This is a genomic window from Variovorax sp. UC122_21 (assembly GCF_044056785.1).
Taxonomy (GTDB): domain Bacteria; phylum Pseudomonadota; class Gammaproteobacteria; order Burkholderiales; family Burkholderiaceae_C; genus Variovorax.
Genome location: NZ_CP172004.1, coordinates 601,738 through 622,314, shown reverse-complemented (window position 1 = coordinate 622,314; position 20,577 = coordinate 601,738). Strand labels below are relative to the sequence as shown.

Sequence of the window (20,577 nt, the reverse complement as noted above, 5' to 3'; positions counted from 1 at the left end):
TTTTCCTCTGGTGGGAATCTCTTAGGTGGTGGAAGTACTTCGCCGCGGGGCCACAAAAACGCTGCGAAGCCCGCGATTATACGAAGAATCGGGGTTGGCGGGCAATTTTCCGGATCGCCGCCCCTCGAGCCCCTGAAACGCCCGCTGCGGGCTCAGCGCCAGACCCGCACCAGCTCCAGCGTCTCGCGCGTCATGCCGAGGAAGACGCGGCGGTATTCGGCCTCGAAACGGACCACCCGGGCCAGGTCGGGCGCGTAGGAGACCGTCGCCTTGAAGGGCAGCGCCTGCGCGGGCCCGGTGCCCACGAGCGCGAACATCCAGCCGTCGTAGGCAATCTGCTGCACGCTCAGCGCCTCGCCGTCGACGGTCAGGCGGCTCGTGCCGATCACCGCGGCATCGAGCGCGTAGCGCACCGTCTCCCCGCTGGAGGCCGAGGTGTACTCGCTGCGCCAGCGCATGCCCGGCGTCATCGCGGGCCGGGTCCAGCCGCCGGGCGGCGCGGCCGCGTCGAACAGCCCGCCGGCCGGCGAGGTCGCCGACACCAGCTGGCCATCGGCCTTCTCGACCCGCCCGCCCTGGTTGTAATAGACGTTCTCGCCCTCGATCCGGTCGACCCGGTAGCGCACCGGCGTCCGCACGCCCGTGAGGCCATCGATCAGCGCGTATTCGAACACCTCGCCGAGCCGTGGCGCGCCCGGACGGCCCGCCGCGGGCGCGCCGCGGCCATTGCCGTTGCCGTCGGCGCCGCCGGCGCGTGCTTCCAGCGCGGTCTTCGCGCGCGCCGGCAGTTCGGCCAGCCATTCCGCCGGCACCGCGAAATTCAGGCTGCCGCCATCCCTGGCGGCGAAGGTCGTGATGCCCAGCAGCCGGCCTTCGCTGTCGAACAGTCCGCCGCCGCTCGAGCCGGGCGCGATGGCCGCGGTGGTCTGCAGCAGGCGCTCGCCCTCTTCGCCGCGCAGGCCCGACAGGATGCCGTCGCTGAGGGTGTTCTCGAGGCCGCGCGGATTGCCGATGGCGTAGACGCGCTGGCCCACGCGCGCGCTGCCCGCGGGCGCCAGCGCCACCGGCGGCGCGGTGAAGTTCGCCACCTTGACCTGGCACAGGTCGCGCTGCGGGTCGGGGTACTCGAGGGTGGCGCCGTAGGCCACGTTCTCCTGGCGCACGACGAAGCTGCTGGCCTTGGCCAGCACATGGCAGTTGGTCACCAGCCGGCCGGGCGCGATCACGACCGCGCTGCCGGCGCTGAGCGGCCGGGACTGGGCGTCGAAGGTGCGGATGGCCCAGACGCTGCCCGACACCTTGGCGAACAGCGCGTCGGGCTCGAGCGCCGCGGCGGGGCCGGCGACCAGCAGCGCCGCCAGCCAGAGAACGCGAGTCCTCATGGCTTGGCGGGAAGCAGCGCGCCGAGGTCGTCCATCGAGACGCGCGCGCCGACGGCGCGCGGCGCCGCTGGCGGCACGACGGGGGCCGCGGGCGCAACGGGGGGCGGCGCGATGGCGACGGGCGGCGGCGCGGCGGGCTTCTGCTCGGCCACCGGCGGCGTCGGCGCGGGCGTGGGCGCGACCGGGGGCGGCGTCACCGCGACGGCCGGCGGCGGTGGCGGCACGAGGGAGGGCGCCGCCAGCCGGGTCTCGCCGATGCGGATGCCCGCCAGCGGCTGGTCGCCGGTCTGGCCGCTGCGGTCGAAGCTGCGCACCTCGCCGAACACCAGCTGCATCCAGCTCGGGTAGTTGAAGCCGGCGCCGGTGCCCGAATCGATGGCCGCGCCCAGCACGCCGCCGATCAGGATGTTGCCGACCATGCCGGTGTTGACGCGCGAAATCGCCTGCCCCGTGGCCGGCGCCAGGCCCGGCTGCGTGCATTCGATGTTCAGCAGCGCGCCCGAACGGCGCACCGAGAACGCTTTCGCCCGAGCGCATCACGATGCCGTTGCGGTCGTTCGTGAGCGTGCATTGGGCGCCCTCGACGGTCTTGCCGGCCTCCGTCAGCGTCTCGATCTTCACGCTCTGCTGGGTGCCGTGCGTCACCGACGCACACCCCGTCAAAATGGACAAAACGCCCGCACCCACGCACAGGCCCCAGAATCTCCACCCTGCTCCACGCATTTGCGCCCTCTTTCTTGTTAATTAATGTTTCCGGCGCGCGAGTCTAGCGATCTCGCCGGATGCATGCCTCCACCTTTTAGGTACTTCTTCTCATGTTCAGCTACCGCCACGCCTTCCATGCCGGCAATCACGCCGACGTGCTCAAGCACCTGGTGCTGATCGCCACGCTCGATCACATGCTCGAAAAGGAGACCGCCCTGACGGTGGTCGACACCCACGCGGGCGCCGGCCTGTACCGGCTCGATGGCGATTACGCGGGCACCAGCGGCGAGGCCGCCGAGGGCGTGCTGCGCCTGGTCGCCGACCCCAAGGCCGCGCCGGCCCCGGCACCCGCCCCCGCGACGACGGCCGCCGCCAAGAAGGCGGCCAAGGAGGCCGAGGCCCCGCTGGCCGACGCGCTCGCGCGCTACCTCGAGGTGATCCACGACTTCAATGCCAAGGGCGGCGCCCGCGTCTACCCGGGCTCGCCGTTCATCGTGCAGCACCTGCTGCGCGACCACGACCGGCTCAAGCTGTTCGAGCTGCATCCCCACCGACAGCCGCACGCTCACGGCCAACATCGCGCAGCTCGAGGCCGGCCGCCAGATCGCTGTGCTGCACGAGGACGGCTTCGGTAGCGCCACCAAATTCCTGCCACCGCCTTCGCGGCGCGCGCTGGTGCTGATGGACCCGAGCTACGAGCTCAAGACCGACTACGGCCGGGTGCTCGACTTCATGGCCGAGGCGCTCAAGCGCTTCGCCACCGGCACCTATGCGGTCTGGTATCCGATCATTCCGCGGCCCGAGGCGCACGACCTGCCGCGCCGGCTCAAGACCATGGCGACCAAGGCCGGCAAGTCCTCGCTCAACGTCACGCTGACGGTCAAGTCGAGCAAGATCACGACCGCGCCCAGCGGCGAAACGCGCCGCCCGGGCCTGCCGGCCAGCGGCATGTTCCTGATCAACCCGCCCTATACCTTGAAGCCGCTGCTCGAGGCGGCGCTGCCGCAGCTGGTGCAGAAGCTGGGGCAGGACCGCAACGCGGGCTTCACGGTCGAAGCCGCGGGCTGATCCGCGCGGCGCGCGCTCAGCGCCGCCGTACCGGCGCGCGGCGCACCGGCGCCTTGCGGGCCGCCGCGGGCTGGGCCTGCGGCCGCAGCGGCGCCACGTCGAGCGAGGGCGTGTCGGTCTCGCCCGGCGCCGCCACCTCGCCGTCGCAGCGCATGCCCTCGCGGTCGATGACGGTCAGCGCCACCTGCTTGATGCCCAGGCTCGCGAGCCCGATGCGGTCGGCCGCGGCGCGGCTCAGGTCGATCACGCGGCCCTGCGTGTAGGGGCCGCGGTCGTTCACGCGCACCAGCACTTCCTTGCCGTTGACGAGGCTGCGCACGCACACGCGAGTGTTGAAGGGCAGGGTCTTGTGGGCGGCCGTCAGGGCGCCCATGTCGAAACGCTCGCCGCTGGCGGTGCGGCGCTGGTGAAACTGGATGCCGTACCACGAGGCGCCGCCGCGCTCGAACACCTCGCCGCGCGGTTCGTCGCCCGGCAGGCCGTCGGCGGGCAGTTCGTCGGGCCCGGTCACGGCGAGGTCGTAGCGCACCGAAGGCACGTTCGAACGCGGCTCGGCACCGGGCGGCACGGTCATCTGGCGCGGGATCGGCGACAGGCTCTCCTGCGCCACGGCGCCGGGCGCCGCGCCGCCCTCGGTGGCCGGCGGCATGGCGCAGCCCGCGAGCGCGCAGGTGCAGGCCACGAGCGCGGCGCGAAGCGCCCCGCGCAGCGAGCCAGGCGCCCGCGCCGCCCCTCTCAATCCAGGCGCTCCAGGACAGCCAGCGTGGCCGCCGACTGGTTCATCGTGTAGAAGTGCAGCGCCGGCACGCCGCCCTCGCGCAGCCGCGCGCACAGGTCGGTCACGACGTCGAGGCCGAAGGCCTTGATCGAGGCCGTGTCGTCGCCGAAGGCCTGCAGCCGCAGCCGGATCCAGCGCGGGATCTCGGCGCCGGCAGGCGTCCGAGAAGCGCATCAGCTGCGTCGAACTGGTGATCGGCATGATGCCGGGCACGATCGGCGTGTCGATGCCGAGCGCGCGCGCCTCGTCGACGAAGCGGAAGTAGGCGTCGGCGCTGAAGAAGTACTGCGTGATCGCCGAATCGGCGCCGGCCTTCACCTTGGCCGCGAAGGCCTGCAGGTCGGCCTCGGGCGAACGCGCCTGCGGATGCACCTCGGGATAGCAGGCCACCTCGATGTGGAAGTCGCGGCCGGTCTCCGCGCGGATGAAGGCCACGAGGTCGCTCGCGTACTGGAACTCGCCGCCGGCGCCGTAGCCGCTGGGCAGGTCGCCGCGCAGCGCGACAAGGCGCTTCACGCCCATGGCCTTGAGCTCGGCGAGCTGCGCGCGCACCGTCTCGCGCGTGGCGCCGATGCACGAGAAATGGCTGGCCGCGTCCACGCCCTCGGACAGGATCTCCTGCACCGCGCCGAAGGTGCCCTGGTGGGTGGAGCCGCCCGCGCCGTAGGTGACCGAGCAGAACTCGGGCTTGCGCGCATAGAGCTGCTGGCGCGCCGCGCGCAGCTTGACCGCGCCTTCGGGCGTCTTGGTCGGGAAGAATTCGAAACTCAGCGGAAGGCGCACCTGCGTCTCCTTAGGAACCGCCCGCGCCCGTCGCGCGCACGGCGTGAATGAAAAACTCGCGGTTGCCGTCGCCGCCGGCGATCGGGCTGTCGAACCAGCGCAGCACGCGCAGCTCGAGCGCGGCGCAGGCATCGCGCAGGCGCTTCTCGACGATCTCGTACATCGCCGCGTCGCGCACGATGCCGCCCTTGCCGACCTGGCCCGGCTGCAGCTCGAACTGCGGCTTGACCAGCATCAGCAGCTGGCCGTCGTCCGCGAGGAACTGCACCACGGCCGGCAGCACCAGCGTGAGCGAGATGAAGGACAGGTCGCCGACGATCAGGTCGAAGCGCTCGTCGAAGGGCTCCTCGCCCTCTTCCTGCAGGTCGTCGGCCGAGAGCGCGCGCGCATTGACGCCCTCGATGGCGAGCACGCGCTCGTCCTCGCGCAGCTTCGCATGCAGCTGCCCGTGGCCGACGTCGACGCCCACCACCCGTGCGGCGCCGCGCTGCAGCAGGCAGTCGGTGAAGCCGCCGGTCGACTGGCCCACGTCGAGGCACAGCTTGCCGGCGGCATCGACGCCGCTGGCCTCGAGCGCGCCTTCGAGCTCTGAGCCCGCCGCGCGAGACATAGCGGGCCTCGGCCGCATCGTCGAGCTCGAGCTCGGCCGACTCGGGCACCTCGTCGCGGTTCTTCGCGACCGCACGCCACGCATCGGTCGAGCCCGCATCGCGCCAGCGCATGCCGCCGGCGATGAGCCGCACGGCCTGCGAGCGCGAGGCGGCGAGGCCGCGTTCCACCAGCAACTGGTCGGCTCGCATGCGCGGCGATCAGTAGCGGTAGCTGTCCGGCTTGTAGGGGCCGTTCTTGCTCACGCCGATGTAGGCGGCCTGGGCGTCGGTCAGCTCGGTGAGCATGGCGCCGACCTTCTTCAGGTGCAGGCGCGCGACCTTCTCGTCGAGGTGCTTGGGCAGCACGTAGACCTTGCCGGCCTGGTAGGCGTCGGGCTTGGTGAACAGCTCGATCTGGGCGATGGTCTGGTTCGCGAACGACGAGGACATCACGAAGCTCGGGTGGCCCGTGCCGCAGCCCAGGTTCACCAGGCGGCCCTTGGCCAGCAGGATGATCTTCTTGCCGTCGGGGAAGGTGATGTGGTCGACCTGCGGCTTGATCTCTTCCCATTCGTACTTCTCGATCGACGCGACGTCGATCTCGTTGTCGAAGTGGCCGATGTTGCAGACGATGGCCTGGTCCTTCATCTTCGCCATCGTGTCGTGCGTGATGACGTCCTTGTTGCCGGTGGTGGTCACGAAGATGTCGGCCTTGTCGGCGGCGTATTCCATGGTCACGACCTTGTAGCCTTCCATCGCGGCCTGCAGGGCGTTGATCGGGTCGATCTCGGTGACCCACACCTGCGCCGACAGCGCGCGCAGCGCCTGGGCCGAGCCCTTGCCCACGTCGCCGTAGCCGGCCACGCAGGCCACCTTGCCGGCGATCATCACGTCGGTCGCGCGCTTGATGCCGTCGACCAGCGATTCACGGCAGCCGTAGAGGTTGTCGAACTTGCTCTTGGTGACCGAGTCGTTGACGTTGATGGCGCGGAACAGCAGCGTGCCCTTGGCGCTCATCTCGTTGAGGCGGTGCACGCCGGTGGTGGTTTCTTCGGTCACGCCGATGATCTCGGCCGACTTGCGCGTGTACCAGGTCGCATCGACGGCCAGCTTGGCCTTGATCGCGGCGAAGAGAATGCGCTCTTCCTCGCTGCCCGGGTTGGCGATCACGCCCAGGTCCTTCTCGGCGCGCTGGCCCAGGTGCATCAGCAGCGTGGCATCGCCGCCGTCGTCGAGGATCATGTTCGGGCCTTCGCCCTTCGAGTCCTTGGGACCGAAGTCGAAGATGGCGTGGGTGTAGTCCCAGTAGTCCTTGAGCGACTCGCCCTTGATCGCGAACACCGGCGTGCCCGACGCGGCGATCGCGGCGGCCGCGTGGTCCTGCGTCGAGAAGATGTTGCAAGAAGCCCAGCGCACCTGCGCGCCGAGTGCCTGCAGCGTCTCGATCAGCACCGCGGTCTGGATCGTCATGTGCAGCGAACCGGTGATGCGCGCGCCCTTGAGCGGCTGGCTCTTGGCGAATTCCTCGCGGATGGCCATCAGGCCGGGCATCTCGGTTTCGGCGATGCGGATTTCCTTGCGGCCCCAGGCGGCCAGCGAGAGGTCGGCGATCGCCTGGTCGGCGGACGAAACAGGGGTGGGCTTGAGAACAGCGCTCATGTGAAGTGAACTCCAGAACTGTGTTTGAACGAGGCCACTGCGATCGGGGGAAAAGACTCACCGCGAGAACAGCGGATGAGCGTGGTTGCGATGGGTCCGAGCCTCACGCCTGACGGCGCTGCAACGCTCCTCGGAAGCGGCGGATTGTAGACGTGCCGGACATGGGCGCCAACGGCCGGGACTTCCCACATCACGGAACGCGAGCACGCGCCAACACCCCGCGTCATGCAGGGCTCAGAGTCGAGGCGTACAACGCGGCTTGCCTACTTTTTCCGCGAAAGCCTCTGCGATGCGTTCATCCCGCCCTTCCCTCCCCTCTTCGTCCACCGCGCGCCGCGCGCTCTGCACGGCGGCCCTGCTCGGCCTCGCCACCTTGCCGGGCCTGTCCTTCGCGCAGCAGGCGCAGGCCGCGCAACCCGTGGTGCGCGTGCGCGGCACGCTGGTCTACGCCGATGCGAGCAAGCTCGTCGTCAAGGACCGCGGCGGCGAGGTCGTGAGCCTCGCGCGGCCCGCGGACATGCCGCTGTCGGAGGTCTATCGCATCAAGCTGTCCGACATCCGAAAGGGCAGCTTCATCGGCACCGCCGCGATGCCGCAGGCCGACGGCACGCAGAAGGCGCTCGAGGTGGTGGTGTTCCCCGAGGCCGCGCGCGGCACCGGCGAGGGCCACTATCCGTGGGACCTGCAGCCGCAGAGCACCATGACCAACGCCACCGTGGCCGACCTCGCGGCCGCGCCGCGCTCGGTGCACGGCGGGCAGCAGCTGCGCCTGTCCTACAAGGGCGGCGAGAAGACCGTGATCGTGCCGCGCGACGTGCCGGTCGTGACCTTCCGCGCCGGCACCGAGGCGCTGCTGGTGCCGGGCGCCAAGGTGCTGGTCAATGCGCAGGAGCGCAACGGCACGCCGACCGCGCTGCGCGTGGTGGCCGGCCGCGACGGTTTCACGCCGCCGATGTAAGCCGTTGCCGCTACCCGGCGACACCGCATCGATCGCCGGCGCCGCAACGCACACCATCCCTTCGGGAAATCCCCCAGGCAAATCCGCGGCCGCGATCGCCGCGGCAGGGTCGCCGCGGCGTATCGTGGCGGCGGACCGCGCGCGTGCGCTGCCGGTCCCGCCCCCCATCTTGTCCAACGTCCTCAGGAGATTCCGCACCATGGCCACTGCCAAGAAAGCCGCCGCCAAGAAGACCACTGCCAGCACCGGCACCAGCGGCAGCGGAAGCGCCGCGAGACAGTCGACGCCCAGCGCGGCCGACATGCTCAACCCGCTCAAGGGCATGACGGAGCGGCTGCAGAACCTCAACATGACCGATGGCGCGAGCAAGCTGCTCGACAGCGGCCGCAAGGACCTGCAGGCGCTGATGCAGGCCAACGAGAAGTCGTTCCAGGGCCTGCAGACGGTGGTGCAGCGCCAGACCGAGATGATCAAGAGCGCGATCACCGACTGGCAGGCGGCCGCCAAGGACATCCCCGGCAAGGACCCGAAGGAAAGCCTCGCCAAGCTCGACGCGCTCGGCCGCCAGTCGTTCCAGCGCGCGGTCGACGACATCAAGGAACTCGCCAACCTCGCGGCCAAGTCGCAGGCCGATGCCTTCGAGGTGGTGCGCCAGCGCATCCAGTCGAACGTCGACGAGGTCACGAAGATGCTGCAGCGCAAGTAGCGCGCGGCCCAGGCGCCGCGCCGGCGCACGGCGCGGCCTTCCGACGACAAACCTCGGTGTGCGGCCATGACCCAGTCCTCCTCTCCCCTCGACCCCATGGCGATCTGGCGCGAACTCAGCGCGCAATGGGAAAAGAGCACCAACGCGTTCGCCAACGAGGCCATGGCCTCCGATCCGTTTCGACAGGGCATGCATGGCGGCATGAATGCCTCGCTGGGTGCGCAGAAGGCGCTCGGCGACCTGATGGCGCGGCTGCTCACGATGCTCAACCTGCCCACGCGCGCCGACCTGCAGGCGCTGTCCGAGCAGCTGCAGCACATCGACGACCACCTGGCGCGGATCTCGCGGCAGCTCGAGGAGGGCGGTGCCGCGCCAGCGCCGGCGCCGCGGTCATCGGCGGCGCCGAAGCGCACGAAGCAGCCGCCCTCGGCCGCCGCCGCGCCGAGCGCACCCGCGAAGAAGGCCCCGGCCCGCACCCGCCGCCCGCGTCCATGAGCACGCCCGCCGCCGAGCTGCCGGTGCTGCCCGACCTGCGCGCCGAGATCGAGCGCACCATCCAGCGCAACATCAAGGGCCTGGAGTTCCTCACCAGCGCCACGCCCGCGGTCGGGCTCACGCCCAAGGACGAGATCCATCGCCGCGGCACGCTGAGCCTCTACCACTACCGGCCGATGGTCGACGAGATCTACCGCGTGCCGGTGCTGATCGTGATGGCCACCACCAACAAGGGCTACATCCTCGATCTCGCGCCGGGCCAGAGCATGGTCGAGCACCTGCTGCGGCAGGGCTACGACGTCTACATGATGGACTGGAATGCGCCGCGGCCGCAGGAGAAGCGGCTGCGCATCGAGGACTACGTGCTCGACTTCATCCCCGACTCGATCCGCCGCGTGCAGCAGCGCTCGGGCGAGGAGGACGTGAGCATCGTCGGCTACTGCATGGGCGGCGTGCTCTCCACGCTCTATGCGGCGCTGCACCCGCGCGGGCCGCTGAAGAACCTCGCGCTGTTCACCACGCCGATCGATTTCAGCCGCATGACCATGTTCCATGCCTGGTCCGACAGGCGCTACTTCGACGTCGACCGGCTCGTGGACAGCGTGGGCAACGTGCCGCCCGAGATGCTGTTCGCCTCCTTCGACATGCTGCGCCCCGCGGGCCGCGGCGCGGGCCTGGTGCAGCTGTGGGACAACATGGCCAACGACGAGTTCGTCAAGTCCTACCGCATGTTCGACCGCTGGGGCGCCGAGATGCTGCCGCTGGCGGGCGAGTACTTCCGCCAGACCGTGAAGGAGCTGATGTGGGGCAACAAGCTGCTGAAAGGCGAGCTCTCGATCGGCGGGCGGCCGGTGCGCCTCGCCGACATCGAGGTGCCGGTGCTGCATGCGCTCGCGCAGCACGACCACATCGTTCCCTATGAGGCGGGCGCGCCGCTGATCGCGGGCATCGGATCGGCGGACAAGGAGGAAGTGGTGCTCAAGGGCGGCCATGTGAGCCTGGCCGCGGGACCGAACGCGGTGCGCCGGCTGTGGCCGAAGCTCGACGAATGGCTGGGAGTGCGATCCACATGACGAATGCCGCAGACACCTCGACGACCCCGGGTTCGACCCGGCTCTATCCGCGCACGCTGCCGCATGCCGACGGCGAGATCGCATTGCGCCGCATGGACGCCGCCGATGCCGGCGCGGTGCTGGCCTTCGCGCAGGCGCTGCCTGCGCACGACCTGCTGTTCCTGCCGCGCGACATCACGCAGCCCAAGGTGATGGACGCCTGGGTGCGGGCCATCGCGCGCGGCGACATCGACAGCGTGCTCGCGGTGCGCGACGACAAGGTGCTGGGCTGCGCGGCGGTGATCCGCGATCCGCATTCGTGGTCGCGCCACGTGGCCGAGCTGCGCGTGCTGGTCGAGCCTGCCCTGCGCGGCAGCGGCCTGGGCCAGCAGCTCGCGCAGGAAGGCTGCGCGCTCGCGATGGAACAGGGCCACGAGAAGGTGGTGGCGCAGATGACCGTGGACCAGCGCGGCGCGATCGCGGTGTTCCAGGCGCTGGGCTTCCGGCCCGAAGCACTGCTGAGCAAGCACGTGAAGGACCGCGAGGGCCGCGCGCACGACCTCGTGGTGCTGTGCCAGGACGTCGCGCAGGTCGAGGCGCAGATGCGGGCCTATGGGGTGACCGAGGCGTTCTGAGCCGGCGAACCGGAGCGCCCCTGCGCGGCGAAGGCACCGAGCGTGCGCGCCAGGCGCCGCGCCTGCGACAATCGCCGGTTCGCCCGACCGACCCCTTCTACCTGGCCCTACCGTGTCTTTCGCCTCCGAAACCCGCCGCCGCCGCACCTTCGCGATCATTTCCCACCCCGACGCCGGCAAGACCACGCTGACCGAGAAGCTGCTGCTGTTCTCTGGCGCGATCCAGATCGCCGGCTCGGTGAAGGCGCGCAAGGCCTCGCGCCACGCGACCTCCGACTGGATGGAGATCGAGAAGCAGCGCGGCATCTCGGTGGCCTCGTCGGTGATGCAGATGCTGTATCGCGACCACGTGATCAACCTGCTCGACACGCCCGGCCACAAGGACTTCTCGGAAGACACCTACCGCGTGCTCACGGCGGTCGATTCGGCGCTGATGGTGATCGACGCGGCCAACGGCGTGGAAGCGCAGACGCGGCGCCTGATCGAGGTCTGCCGCCAGCGCGACACGCCGATCATCACCTTCGTCAACAAGATGGACCGGGAAGTGCGCGAGCCGCTCGACATCCTCGACGAGGTGGAACGCGAGCTCGGCATGCCCTGCGTGCCGATGACCTGGCCCGTGGGCCAGGGCAAGAGCTTCCGCGGGATCATGAACCTGCGCACGCAGGCCATGACGGTGTTCGAGTCGGGCAGCGAACGCCTGCCGCAGGACTTCGAGACCATTCCCCTGAGCGAACGCGACACCCTTGCCAAGCGCTTCGGCGCCGACTTCGAGACCGCCATGGACAGCATGGAACTCGCCACTGGCGCCTCGCCCACCTGGGACCGCGAGGCCTTCCTCGCGGGCAAGCAGACGCCGGTGTTCTTCGGCTCGGGCGTGAACAACTTCGGCGTGATGGAAGTGCTCGACGCGCTGGTCGACCTCGCGCCCTCGCCGCAGTCGCGCACCAGCACCACGCTGGTCAACCGCCAGCCGGTGGTGAAGGAGATCCAGCCCGAGGACAAGGACTTCGCGGGCGTGGTCTTCAAGGTGCAGGCCAACATGGACGCCAACCACCGCGACCGCATCGCCTTCGTGCGCATGGCCTCGGGCAAGTACACGCCGGGCATGAAGCTCAAGGTGCAGCGCACCGCCAAGGAACTGCGCCCCACCAGCGTCGTGACCTTCATGAGCCAGCGCCGCGAGGCGGTCGAGGAAGCCTACGCGGGCGACATCGTGGGCTTCACCACCCACGGCGGCGTGCAGCTCGGCGACACCATCACCGACGGCGCGAGCCTGCAGTTCACCGGCCTGCCCTTCTTCGCGCCCGAGCTGTTCATGACCGTGATCCTCAAGAACCCGCTGCGCACCAAGCAGCTGCAGCAGGGCCTGGCCCAGCTCGGCGAGGAAGGCGCGATCCAGGTGTTCCGCCCCGAGATCGGCGGCCCGATGCTGCTGGGCGCGGTCGGCCAGCTGCAGTTCGAAGTGGTGCAGCACCGGCTGAAGGCCGAGTACGACGCCGACGTGCGGCTCGAGGGCTGCCAGTACACGGGCGCGCGCTGGATCACGGCCGACACGCCGGCCGAGCTGCGCGAGTTCGTCAACGCCTATCCGCAGCGCATGGCCAAGGACGCGGCCGACACGCTGGCCTTCCTGTGCACCTCGCCGTACGACGTGCGGCTGGCGCAGGAACGCTTCCCGAAGATCCATTTCCACCCGCTGCGCGAACACGCGGGGCTGGCGCTGCAGAGCGCGGGATAACGCGGGAAGCGGGCAGCCGGACGCAGAGGACGCGAAGGTTTCGCGAAGGACGCCAAAGAGAAACAAAAAGGTTTTCTTCGCGCCCTTCGCGAAACCTTCGCGTTCTTCGCGTCCGGAAGTCCGAATTCAACTGCCCGTCGAGGCGTAGTGCCTCAGGCCCAGCCCCCAGACGCGGAACGCCAGCGCGAGGAACACGAAGCCCGCCAGCGGCGACACCCAGCCCACCCAGTGCGGCGCGCCGAGCGGATCGGGCCGCCCGAGGATCAGCAGCGCCGGGTAATAGGCCACGCAGGCCAGCGGCACCGCGAAGGTGAGCAGGCGCCGGAACCAGCGCGCGTAGAGGGCCAGCGGGTATTGCGCCGCCTGCACGCCGCCATAGGTCAGCACGTTGGCGATCTCCAGGCTCTCGACGGTCCAGAAGGACAGCGTGCCCTGCAGCACCAGGATGCCGAGGAACAGCGCCACGCCGCCGGCCAGCGCGAACAGCGCGACGGCCACCGCCTCGGGCGTCCAGGCGATGCCGGCCTGCGCGGTCGCGAAGCCGATCACCGCCAGCCCCTGCAGCAGCCGGCCCATGCGGCTGATGCGGAAGTCGTGGCCCATGAGCTGCAGCGCGAGCGGGCGCGGGCGCAGCAGCAGGCGGTCGAAGGCGCCGCTGCGCAGGAACTCGGTGCCCAGCACGTCGAAGCCGCGGCCCAGGGCGTCGGCCAGCGCGAACATGCAGTTGACCAGGCCGTAGAACAGCGCGACCTCGCCCAGGGTCCAGCCGCGCACCTCGCCGAAGCGGTGGAACATCGCCCAGACCGCGACCACCTCGATGCCGGTGACGAGGAACTGGCCCACCGTGAGCATCAGCGCCGAGGCCGGGTAGCGCGCCTGCGCGCCGACCGAGGCCTTCACCAGCCGCAGGAACAGCGCGATCGATCCGGGGGACCTGCTCATGCCGCGCTCATCCGCCCTGCACCTGCAGCCGGCGCATGGTGCGCACCAGCAGCCAGCGGCCGGTGGCCACCAGCAGCGCGATCCAGAAGCATTGCAGTGCCAGCCCGAGCAGCGCGTCGGCGCCGCGCAGCTGGCCGAAGTACAGCCGCGCGGGAATGTCCATCAGCCCGGCCAGCGGCTGCACCAGCAGCGCCGTCTGCCAGGCATCGGGCAGCAGCGCGAGCGGCAGCAGGTTGCCCGACAACACGATCACCAGCGGCGCCGACAGCGCGTTGATGCCGCGCTCGTTGAGCGCCGACAGCGTCGCGACGTTGAGCAGCATCACCATCGCGGTCGACAGCGCCAGGCCCAGCCCCATCGACAGCGCGAAGGCCAGCGCGGCCGCCACGCCCACCGGCGGCTGCCAGGCCCAGGCACCGAGCCCCAGCAGCGGCAGCGCGACGGCGGCGAAGCCCAGCATCAGCGCCGCGCGCGGCAGCAGGCGCGCGGCGATCCAGCCCGCGCTGCGCGCATACCAGAGCGCATAGGCATCGACCGGGCGCAGCCGGTCGTAGGCCACCGAGCCGGTGCGCACCGACTGCGCCACCTCGGGATCGACCAGCCAGGGCATCAGCACCAGCAGGCCCTGCGCGAGCCAGGTGTAGGTGATGGCGTGCTCGAGCGACATCGGCGCCTGCGCGGCGGCCGAGGCGCCGCCGTAGAAGGCCGCGAACACCATCACCTTGATGCCGCCCCACCAGCATTGCGTGCCGAAGCCCGCGAGCGCGGCGGTGCGGTACTGCAGCATCTGCAGGAAGCGCGAGGCGAAGGCCGCGGTGTAGGGACGCGCGATCTCGCGCCATCCGTCCTTCATGCGTCGGCCGCTCCATGCATCGCATAGAAGCGCGCGATCACGGCTTCGATCGCCAGCCCCTCGAGCCGGATGTCCTCCACCGCATGCGCGGCCGCGATGCGCGCGATCAAGGCCGGCGCGGAGACGGCCGCGGGATCGAAATCGAGCACCAGCGTGCGGCCGTCGCGCGCGTTCACGCGCACGCCGGGCCAGTGGGTGCCGAGGTCGTCGGGCAGTTGCGCCTCCTGCGCGAAGTCGACCACCAGCCGGCGCTCGGCCAGCACCTGCGCGCGCAGCGCCTCGACCGGGCTGTCGGCCAGCACGCGGCCATGGCCGATCACGATCACGCGCCGCGCGAGCGCCTCGATGTCGTGCATGTCGTGCGTGGTCAGGAGCACCGTGGTGCCGCGCTCGCGGTTGGCGCGGCGCACGAAGTCGCGCACCGCGAGCTTCGAGGGCGCGTCGAGGCCGATGGTCGGTTCGTCGAGGAACAGGATCTCGGGCTCGTGCAGCAGCGCGGCCGCGATCTCGGCGCGCATGCGCTGGCCCAGCGAGAGCTGGCGCACCGGCTGGTCGAGCACGCGCTCGAGGCTCAGCAGCGCGACCAGCTCGTCGCGCGTGCGGCGGTAGCGTTCGCGGTCGACGCGGTAGATGTCGCGCAGCAGGTCGAAGCCCTCGCCCACCGGCAGGTCCCACCACAGCTGGGTGCGCTGGCCGAACACCACGCCGATGCGGCCCACGTGGCGCTCGCGGTCGGCGAAGGGATCGCGCCCGTCGATGCGCACGCTGCCGCCGTCGGGCCGCAGGATGCCCGAGAGGATCTTGATGGTGGTGGACTTGCCCGCGCCGTTGGGACCGATGAAGCCCAGCAGCTCGCCGCGCTCGAGCGCGAAGGACACGCCCGCGAGCGCCTCGACCGTGCGATGGCGGCGGTGCAGCAGGCCGCGCACGGCACCGAGCACGCCGGGGTCGCGCTCGGCGATGCGGTAGGTCTTGAGGAGGCGGTCGACGACGATCTGGGACATGGGCGGGCCGCGCCGGGGCGGTCTGCGCGACCGGCCGGCGGGGGCGGGATGCTACACGAAAGCGCGGCGCGCACGGCCACCGGTACGATCCGCGCTCCTGCCGTGCCTCGTCCGCCATGTCCTCCTCCACCGCGTCTTCTTCCCTCCCCGCCTCGCCCGACCGCCTGCTGCCGCTCGGGCAGTGGCCCGCCGCCGCGCGCGCCACGCTCGCGGGCGTGTTCACCGACATCGACGACACGCTGACCACCGAGGGCGCGATCACCGCCGATGCACTGGCCGCGCTCGGCGCGTTGCGCGCGGCCGGGCTGCACGTGGTGGCGATCACCGGCCGGCCCGTGGGCTGGAGCGAGCCCTTCGTCAACGCCTGGCCGGTCGATGCGATCGTGGCCGAGAACGGCGCGGTGGCGCTGCTGCCGCTGCCCGGCGGCGGCATCGCCAGGCGCTACCAGCAGGACGCGCCCACGCGCGCCGCCAACTACCGGCGCATGCAGGCAGTGCTCGCGCGCATCGAGGCGGAGATTCCGGGCGCCGGCCGCGCCACCGACTCGCCGGGCCGCGAGACCGACATCGCGATCGACCACAGCGAGTTCGTACGGCTCGACGACGCCACCATCGCGCGCGTGGTGGCGCTGATGCGCGGCGAGGGCATGCATGCCACCGTGAGCAGCATCCACGTCAACGGCTGGTACGGCGGCAACGACAAGCTCGAGGGCGCGCGCTGGATCGTGCGCGAACTCTGGGGCCGCCGGCTCGACGACGAGATCGCGCGCTGGGCCTACGTGGGCGACTCGACCAACGACCAGCTGATGTTCCGCAGCTTCGCGCACAGCATCGGCGTGGCGAACGTCGCGCGCTTCGTGCCGCAGCTGGAGTTCCTGCCGCACTACGTGACGCGCGGCGAGCGTGGCGCGGGCTTCGGCGAAGCGGTGGCCGCGATCCTCGCGGCGCGACCGAATTAAGGCGCGGCACGCCGGCGCAGCGGCGCCCATTGGTTCCAGGTGCCCACCGCCGCCACCAGCAGCAGCACGCCCGCGTAGCCCTCGACCGTCGCGAGCAGCCCCAGCGGCGCGACCAGGAAGCCCGCGAGCATCGCCGGCAGGCTGAAGGCCAAGTAGCTCACCACGAAGATCGCCGCGAACAACTCGCCGCGTTCGTGCGACTGGGCCAGCGGCGCGAGCGTCTGCACCAGCGCCGAGAAGGCGCCGCCGAAGCCGATGCCGGCCACCGCCGTGCCGACGAAGAACAGCGCCAGCGAACGCGTGGCGAGCGCCGCCAGCAGCAGCACCAGCCCGAGCGCCAGGCTGGCCATGCCGAGGATCGCCGGGCGCGGCGCCGCGAGACGGCCCAGCAGCGTGGGCGCCGCGGCACCCACGCCCGACAGCACCGCGATCGTGAGGCCGTTGACCACGCCGCTGTCGATGCTGAACACGTGGTGCATCAGCGAAGGCGCGAGCGACAGGAACAGCCCGCCCAGCGCCCACACCGCGATGAACACCGGCAGCCCGCGCGCGAACTCGGCGCGCGCCCGCGCGGGGATCGACACCCGCGGCACCAGCGAGGCCAATGCGCCGGCGCGCGGCGTCACCGTCTCGGGCATCCACAGCACCAGCGCCGCGCCGAGCGCGAACACCAGCGCCAGCACGCCGAACACCCACGTCACCGGCTGCCCGGTCCAGCGCACCGCCATGCCCGTGAGCAGCGCGCCCAGCGCCAGGCCCGCGAGCGGCGACACGCTGGTGATCAGCGCGCCCAGCCGCTTCTTCGCGGCCGGTGCCGCCTCGACCACGGCCGCGCTCAGCGCGCCGCTCGCGATGCCGGTCGCCACGCCCTGCACCACGCGCGCGAGGATCAGCCCGCCGATGTCGCCCGCCAGCAGGAACAGCCCCATCGCCACCGCCTGCAGCACCAGCGCCGCGAGCACCACCGGGCGGCGGCCGATGTGGTCGGACAGCGAGCCGGCGACCAGCAACGAGATCAGCAGCGCGATGGCGTAGATCGCGAACGCCACCGTCAGCATCGAGGACGAGAAGCCCCAGGCGTGCTGGAACACCACGAACAGCGGCGAGGGCGCGGCCGCCGCGAAGAAGAAGGCGAACAGCACCGCCGCCAGCAGCGGGAAGGCCAGTGCGGCGGGCATGCGCCGCGGCGCCGCGCGGACGGGAGCGGCGGCGGTGCCGGGGCGGCTTGCGAGGTCGGGGCATTGGGACACGGTGAACTCCTTGGCGCGGAACGACTCTTAACGCACAAATCTTTGCGTTTGCGATTCTAGGCCTCTCCCGCTGTTAAAGCAAATATCTTTGCGTTAAAGTCGATTCACCATGAACACCGCCGTCCCGTCCGCCGTTCCTTCGTCTTCAGCCAAGCGCCCCGGCGGGCGCAGTGCGCAGGTGCAGGCGCAGGTGCGCGCCGCGCTCGAGGAACTGGTCGCCGAACAGGGCCGAGAGCGCGTCACCGTGCCGGCCGTGGCCGAGCGCGCGGGCGTCAGCGCCTCCAGCATCTACCGCCGCTGGGGCGATCTTTCCGGCCTGCTGGCCGAGACCGCCACCCACCGCCTCGACCCCGACCGCCCGCTGCCGGACACCGGCACGCTGCGCGCCGACCTCGCGGCCTGGGCGCGCGAACTCATCGAGCACCTGGCCAAGCCGTGCAACACCTCGCTGCTGAAGGCCGCGGCCGCGCTGGCCAACGGCGACGAGGACACCGACTGCCTGCGCAACCGCCGCCGCGAGGCGCTGGCCCTGGTCGAGCAGGCCCGTGCGCGCGGCGAGGCCACGCCGACGGCCGAACAGGTGATCGATCACCTGATCGCGCCGATCGTGTTCCGGCTGGTGTTTGGGGGGAGCCGGTGCGCGGGGAGCTGGGGGAGCGGCTGGTGGGGGAGTTGTTTGCGATCAGCCAGTGAGCGCCATGCCCATGCCAGTCATGTTTAAAAATCTATCGAAAATCGACACGTCTTCGCGATATGTCGATGACATCGACATGTCTCACGCCACGAGTTCGTCGAAAAGCGCGTCGTTGACATAGTACTTTTCGCGGCCGTGGCGGCTTTCGCGCAGCACGCCCAGCCTGGCCAGCACCTGAAGATAGCCCGATGCCGTCTGCCGCTTGGCGATGCCGGCGTCGACCACGAACTGGATCTTGGTGTATGGGTGACGGAAGATCACCTCGATCAGGTCCTTGCTGTAGACGTTCGGCGCCTCCCGCTGCACCCGCTCCCGGACCCTCTCCATCAGCGCCCGGATCCGCATCACCTGATCGAAGGTCTGCTGGGCCGTGCTCTCCACCGCCCGCAGCATGAAGAGCAGCCAGTTCTCCCAGTCCCGCGACTCGGTCACCCGGCGCAGGCCATCGTAGTAGCCGGCCCGGTTCGCGATGAAGTAGCGCGACAGGAAGAGCACCGGGCTGTCCAGCAATCCCTTGTCGACCAAGAACAGCAGGTTCAGGATGCGCCCCGTTCGGCCGTTGCCGTCCGCAAAGGGATGGATGGCCTCGAACTGGTAGTGCATCACTGCCATCTTCAGCAAGGGGTCGAGATCGTCGTCGCCGTGGATGAAGCCCTCCAGGTTCGCGAGCTTTTCCCGGATCACGGCTTCGCCGACCGGCGGCGTGTAGATCACCTCGCCCACGTTGTTCTTCAATGCGGTGCCGGGAATGGCGCGTACGCCGAACTCGATCTGCTTGATCCGCTGTGCGATCTCGATGAAGAGGTTGGTGGCCAGCGGGCGCGTCTTCAGGGCCTCGAGCCCGAGGTACAGCGCCTCGCGATAGCGCAGGACTTCCTTGGTGTGCGCATCGGCCTTGCCATCGGCATCGGCGTCCGCGCGATACAGCTCATCGTTGGTGGTGACGATGTTCTCGATCTCGGACGAAAGCCGGGCCTCCTGCAGAACGATGCTGCTGATCAGCACGTCCTGGTTCGGAATCTGCGCGGCGAGCCCTCGAAGGTTGGCCAGGACCCGGTTGGCGGAGATCGCCTGCTTGAGCACCGCCTTGCTTTCGAGCTCGATCGCGGGCGGCAGCAAAGGCAGCGCATTGAAGGGTTGCAGGCGATCGAATGCCATTCGGAAGGCCGGACGTGTATAGGAAACCGCCGATTCTTATGCATGTGCGCCTTGTCATGTTTAAAAAGCTTCAACTTTTAAACATGTTTGACAAAGAAGCAGGGAGCCCGCCTCACTTCTCCTTCGCCAACCCCAGCTTCTCGATCAGCACCTTCTCCCGCGCCACCGTGTCCTGTGCAAACTTCGTGTACTGCGCCGAGCTCATGTAGTCGGGCAGCATGTCGTAGCGCCCGAGCGCGGCGACGTAGCTCGGCTCCTCCATCGCCTGCTTGAAGGCGTCGTGCAGCTTCTTCACGACCTCGGGCGGCGTGCCCTCGGGCGCGCCGATGCCGAAGGGCGAGTTCTGCACGATGTCGTAGCCCAGCTCCTTGAGCGTGGGCGCGTCGGGGAACTTGGCCAGGCGCTTCTCGCCCCAGGTGTTGAGCACGCGCAGCTTGCCGGCCTCGACCTGCGGCGCGAAGCCGGTGCTGTCGGCGGCGGCCATGAGCTGGCCGCTCACCACGGCGAGCATCAGGTCGGCGCTGCCCTTGTAGGGCACGTGCTGTAGCTCGATGCCGGCCTTCTGCGCGACCAGCTCGGTGGTCAGGTGCGGGCTGGTCAGGGTGCCGGTGGAGCCGTAGGTCAGCTTGCCGGGGTTGGCCTTGGCATAGGCGACGAAGTCGGCCCAGGTCTTGAACGGGCTGTTCGCGGGCACGACGATGCCGAAGGCATAGCCGGTCACGTTGATGACATAGTTGATGTCCTTGAGCGGATCCCAGTTGATCTTGGTGGTGTAGCCGAGGCGGAACACGCCGAGCGGGATCTGGGCGATGGTGTAGCCGTCGGCCTGCGAGGTCTGCAGCGCCTGCGCAGGCAGGGTGCCGCCGGCGCCGGGCTTGTTGTCGACGATCACGGGCTGGCCGAGGATGCGGCTCGCGTTGTCGGCGAGCTGGCGCATGGTGATGTCGGTGGGGCCGCCCGCGGGGAAGGCGATCACCAGCTTGACCGGCTTGGCCGGAAAGGCCTGCTGCGCGAAGGCGGCCAGGGGCGCGGCGAAACCGCAGGCGGCGAGCGCGGCGGTGCGGAGGAAGATGTGGCGGCGGAGCATGGCGGCTGGGGTCCCGGCTGGATTTGAAAGAGCGCGATTGGGCCCCGCCGATCGGCACCAGACAACCGGGGCAGCCCT

The 20,577-nt window shown here is 70.2% G+C and carries 18 protein-coding genes, 3 pseudogenes and 1 riboswitch; of the genes and pseudogenes, 9 read left to right on the top strand and 12 right to left on the bottom strand.

What is annotated here, in order from left to right:
* Positions 1–152: 152 nt before the first annotated feature.
* Together ACHMXE_RS15130 and ACHMXE_RS15125 are read right to left on the bottom strand one after the other, a co-directional pair.
* Positions 153–1,382 (bottom strand): S1C family serine protease, encoded by a 1,230-nt coding sequence (locus ACHMXE_RS15130; RefSeq protein ID WP_395350005.1) that lies wholly within the window; start codon positions 1,380–1,382, stop codon positions 153–155.
* Positions 1,379–1,894: a hypothetical protein gene (locus ACHMXE_RS15125; protein ID WP_395350004.1), complete on the bottom strand. Its 516-nt coding sequence runs from the start codon at positions 1,892–1,894 to the stop codon at positions 1,379–1,381. The genes ACHMXE_RS15130 and ACHMXE_RS15125 overlap by 4 nt, the downstream gene beginning before the upstream one ends.
* Before the next feature lie 303 nt (positions 1,895–2,197).
* On the opposite strand from ACHMXE_RS15125, the pseudogene ACHMXE_RS15120 reads away from it, so the two are divergent.
* Positions 2,198–3,155 (top strand): annotated as a pseudogene (locus tag ACHMXE_RS15120) (23S rRNA (adenine(2030)-N(6))-methyltransferase RlmJ).
* Positions 3,156–3,171: 16 nt separating this feature from the next.
* On the opposite strand, the gene ACHMXE_RS15115 reads toward ACHMXE_RS15120, so the two are convergent.
* The 4 genes and pseudogenes from ACHMXE_RS15115 to ahcY form a co-directional block, all read right to left on the bottom strand.
* Positions 3,172–3,729 (bottom strand): septal ring lytic transglycosylase RlpA family protein, encoded by a 558-nt coding sequence (locus ACHMXE_RS15115; protein ID WP_395352686.1) that lies wholly within the window; start codon positions 3,727–3,729, stop codon positions 3,172–3,174.
* A gap of 161 nt (positions 3,730–3,890) precedes the next feature.
* A pseudogene (metF, locus tag ACHMXE_RS15110) lies at positions 3,891–4,716 on the bottom strand (methylenetetrahydrofolate reductase [NAD(P)H]).
* Positions 4,717–4,726: 10 nt separating this feature from the next.
* Positions 4,727–5,516, bottom strand: a pseudogene (locus tag ACHMXE_RS15105) (TlyA family RNA methyltransferase).
* A 9-nt stretch (positions 5,517–5,525) separates the two neighbouring features.
* On the bottom strand, positions 5,526–6,965 hold the full coding sequence (gene ahcY / locus ACHMXE_RS15100) for an adenosylhomocysteinase (protein WP_093348078.1): 1,440 nt from the start codon (positions 6,963–6,965) through the stop codon (positions 5,526–5,528).
* Between the two features lie 70 nt (positions 6,966–7,035).
* Positions 7,036–7,104, bottom strand: a riboswitch (S-adenosyl-L-homocysteine riboswitch).
* A 150-nt stretch (positions 7,105–7,254) separates the two neighbouring features.
* On the opposite strand from ahcY, the gene ACHMXE_RS15095 reads away from it, so the two are divergent.
* The 6 genes from ACHMXE_RS15095 (at position 7,255) to ACHMXE_RS15070 (ending at position 12,552) form a co-directional block, all read left to right on the top strand.
* A complete protein-coding gene (locus ACHMXE_RS15095; protein WP_395350002.1) occupies positions 7,255–7,923 on the top strand; it encodes a hypothetical protein in 669 nt (222 codons plus the stop codon).
* Between the two features lie 199 nt (positions 7,924–8,122).
* Positions 8,123–8,629 carry a TIGR01841 family phasin gene (gene phaP, locus ACHMXE_RS15090; protein WP_203202981.1) on the top strand — a complete coding sequence of 169 codons (507 nt, stop codon included), beginning with the start codon at positions 8,123–8,125 and terminating at the stop codon, positions 8,627–8,629.
* A 96-nt stretch (positions 8,630–8,725) separates the two neighbouring features.
* Complete coding sequence (locus tag ACHMXE_RS15085; protein ID WP_395350000.1) at positions 8,726–9,124, top strand: hypothetical protein; 399 nt, start codon at positions 8,726–8,728, stop codon at positions 9,122–9,124.
* A complete protein-coding gene (locus ACHMXE_RS15080; protein WP_395349998.1) occupies positions 9,121–10,197 on the top strand; it encodes an alpha/beta fold hydrolase in 1,077 nt (358 codons plus the stop codon). Before ACHMXE_RS15085 ends, ACHMXE_RS15080 begins: the two co-directional genes overlap by 4 nt.
* Positions 10,194–10,811, top strand: a complete 618-nt coding sequence (locus ACHMXE_RS15075) for a GNAT family N-acetyltransferase (protein ID WP_395349996.1) — start codon at positions 10,194–10,196, stop codon at positions 10,809–10,811. Before ACHMXE_RS15080 ends, ACHMXE_RS15075 begins: the two co-directional genes overlap by 4 nt.
* A gap of 112 nt (positions 10,812–10,923) precedes the next feature.
* Entirely contained in the window at positions 10,924–12,552 is a 1,629-nt protein-coding gene (locus ACHMXE_RS15070; RefSeq protein ID WP_395349994.1) for a peptide chain release factor 3, read from the top strand.
* Positions 12,553–12,678: 126 nt separating this feature from the next.
* Here the strand turns inward: ACHMXE_RS15070 and ACHMXE_RS15065 are convergent, their stop codons facing one another.
* From ACHMXE_RS15065 to ACHMXE_RS15055, 3 genes are read right to left on the bottom strand one after another with little or no spacing between them, the layout of a single operon-like run.
* Complete coding sequence (locus ACHMXE_RS15065) at positions 12,679–13,494, bottom strand: ABC-2 family transporter protein (RefSeq protein WP_209543814.1); 816 nt, start codon at positions 13,492–13,494, stop codon at positions 12,679–12,681.
* Between the two features lie 7 nt (positions 13,495–13,501).
* On the bottom strand, positions 13,502–14,347 hold the full coding sequence (locus ACHMXE_RS15060) for an ABC transporter permease (RefSeq protein ID WP_395349992.1): 846 nt from the start codon (positions 14,345–14,347) through the stop codon (positions 13,502–13,504).
* Positions 14,344–15,351 carry an ATP-binding cassette domain-containing protein gene (locus ACHMXE_RS15055; RefSeq protein WP_203202987.1) on the bottom strand — a complete coding sequence of 336 codons (1,008 nt, stop codon included), beginning with the start codon at positions 15,349–15,351 and terminating at the stop codon, positions 14,344–14,346. The genes ACHMXE_RS15060 and ACHMXE_RS15055 overlap by 4 nt, the downstream gene beginning before the upstream one ends.
* Before the next feature lie 116 nt (positions 15,352–15,467).
* Here ACHMXE_RS15055 and ACHMXE_RS15050 point away from each other — a divergent pair, with 116 nt between their 5' ends.
* Positions 15,468–16,310, top strand: a complete 843-nt coding sequence (locus ACHMXE_RS15050) for an HAD-IIB family hydrolase (RefSeq protein ID WP_395349989.1) — start codon at positions 15,468–15,470, stop codon at positions 16,308–16,310.
* On the opposite strand, the gene ACHMXE_RS15045 is transcribed toward ACHMXE_RS15050, so the two are convergent.
* Positions 16,307–17,560, bottom strand: a complete 1,254-nt coding sequence (locus ACHMXE_RS15045; RefSeq protein ID WP_395349986.1) for an MFS transporter — start codon at positions 17,558–17,560, stop codon at positions 16,307–16,309. The genes ACHMXE_RS15050 and ACHMXE_RS15045 overlap by 4 nt on opposite strands.
* Positions 17,561–17,669: 109 nt before the next feature.
* Between ACHMXE_RS15045 and ACHMXE_RS15040 the strand changes: the two genes are divergently transcribed.
* Positions 17,670–18,281 (top strand): TetR/AcrR family transcriptional regulator, encoded by a 612-nt coding sequence (locus tag ACHMXE_RS15040; protein WP_395349983.1) that lies wholly within the window; start codon positions 17,670–17,672, stop codon positions 18,279–18,281.
* 54 nt (positions 18,282–18,335) lie between these two features.
* Here the strand turns inward: ACHMXE_RS15040 and ACHMXE_RS15035 are convergent, their stop codons facing one another.
* Positions 18,336–19,412, bottom strand: a complete 1,077-nt coding sequence (locus ACHMXE_RS15035; protein ID WP_203202990.1) for a Fic family protein — start codon at positions 19,410–19,412, stop codon at positions 18,336–18,338.
* Positions 19,413–19,524: 112 nt separating this feature from the next.
* Positions 19,525–20,499: a tripartite tricarboxylate transporter substrate binding protein gene (locus ACHMXE_RS15030; protein WP_395349980.1), complete on the bottom strand. Its 975-nt coding sequence runs from the start codon at positions 20,497–20,499 to the stop codon at positions 19,525–19,527.
* Between the last annotated feature and the right edge of the window lie 78 nt (positions 20,500–20,577).

Bases quoted from the DNA above. Each gene is read 5' to 3' on its own strand.
- ACHMXE_RS15130 (WP_395350005.1), bottom strand. From the start codon at position 1,382: ATGAGGACTCGCGTTCTCTGGCTGGCGGCGCTGCTGGTCGCCGGCCCC.
- ACHMXE_RS15115 (WP_395352686.1), bottom strand. From the start codon at position 3,729: ATGACCGTGCCGCCCGGTGCCGAGCCGCGTTCGAACGTGCCTTCGGTG.
- ahcY (WP_093348078.1), bottom strand. From the start codon at position 6,965: ATGAGCGCTGTTCTCAAGCCCACCCCTGTTTCGTCCGCCGACCAGGCG.
- ACHMXE_RS15095 (WP_395350002.1), top strand. From the start codon at position 7,255: ATGCGTTCATCCCGCCCTTCCCTCCCCTCTTCGTCCACCGCGCGCCGC.
- phaP (WP_203202981.1), top strand. From the start codon at position 8,123: ATGGCCACTGCCAAGAAAGCCGCCGCCAAGAAGACCACTGCCAGCACC.
- ACHMXE_RS15085 (WP_395350000.1), top strand. From the start codon at position 8,726: ATGGCGATCTGGCGCGAACTCAGCGCGCAATGGGAAAAGAGCACCAAC.
- ACHMXE_RS15080 (WP_395349998.1), top strand. From the start codon at position 9,121: ATGAGCACGCCCGCCGCCGAGCTGCCGGTGCTGCCCGACCTGCGCGCC.
- ACHMXE_RS15075 (WP_395349996.1), top strand. From the start codon at position 10,194: ATGACGAATGCCGCAGACACCTCGACGACCCCGGGTTCGACCCGGCTC.
- ACHMXE_RS15065 (WP_209543814.1), bottom strand. From the start codon at position 13,494: ATGAGCAGGTCCCCCGGATCGATCGCGCTGTTCCTGCGGCTGGTGAAG.
- ACHMXE_RS15060 (WP_395349992.1), bottom strand. From the start codon at position 14,347: ATGAAGGACGGATGGCGCGAGATCGCGCGTCCCTACACCGCGGCCTTC.
- ACHMXE_RS15055 (WP_203202987.1), bottom strand. From the start codon at position 15,351: ATGTCCCAGATCGTCGTCGACCGCCTCCTCAAGACCTACCGCATCGCC.
- ACHMXE_RS15050 (WP_395349989.1), top strand. From the start codon at position 15,468: ATGTCCTCCTCCACCGCGTCTTCTTCCCTCCCCGCCTCGCCCGACCGC.
- ACHMXE_RS15040 (WP_395349983.1), top strand. From the start codon at position 17,670: ATGAACACCGCCGTCCCGTCCGCCGTTCCTTCGTCTTCAGCCAAGCGC.
- ACHMXE_RS15035 (WP_203202990.1), bottom strand. From the start codon at position 19,412: ATGGCATTCGATCGCCTGCAACCCTTCAATGCGCTGCCTTTGCTGCCG.
- ACHMXE_RS15030 (WP_395349980.1), bottom strand. From the start codon at position 20,499: ATGCTCCGCCGCCACATCTTCCTCCGCACCGCCGCGCTCGCCGCCTGC.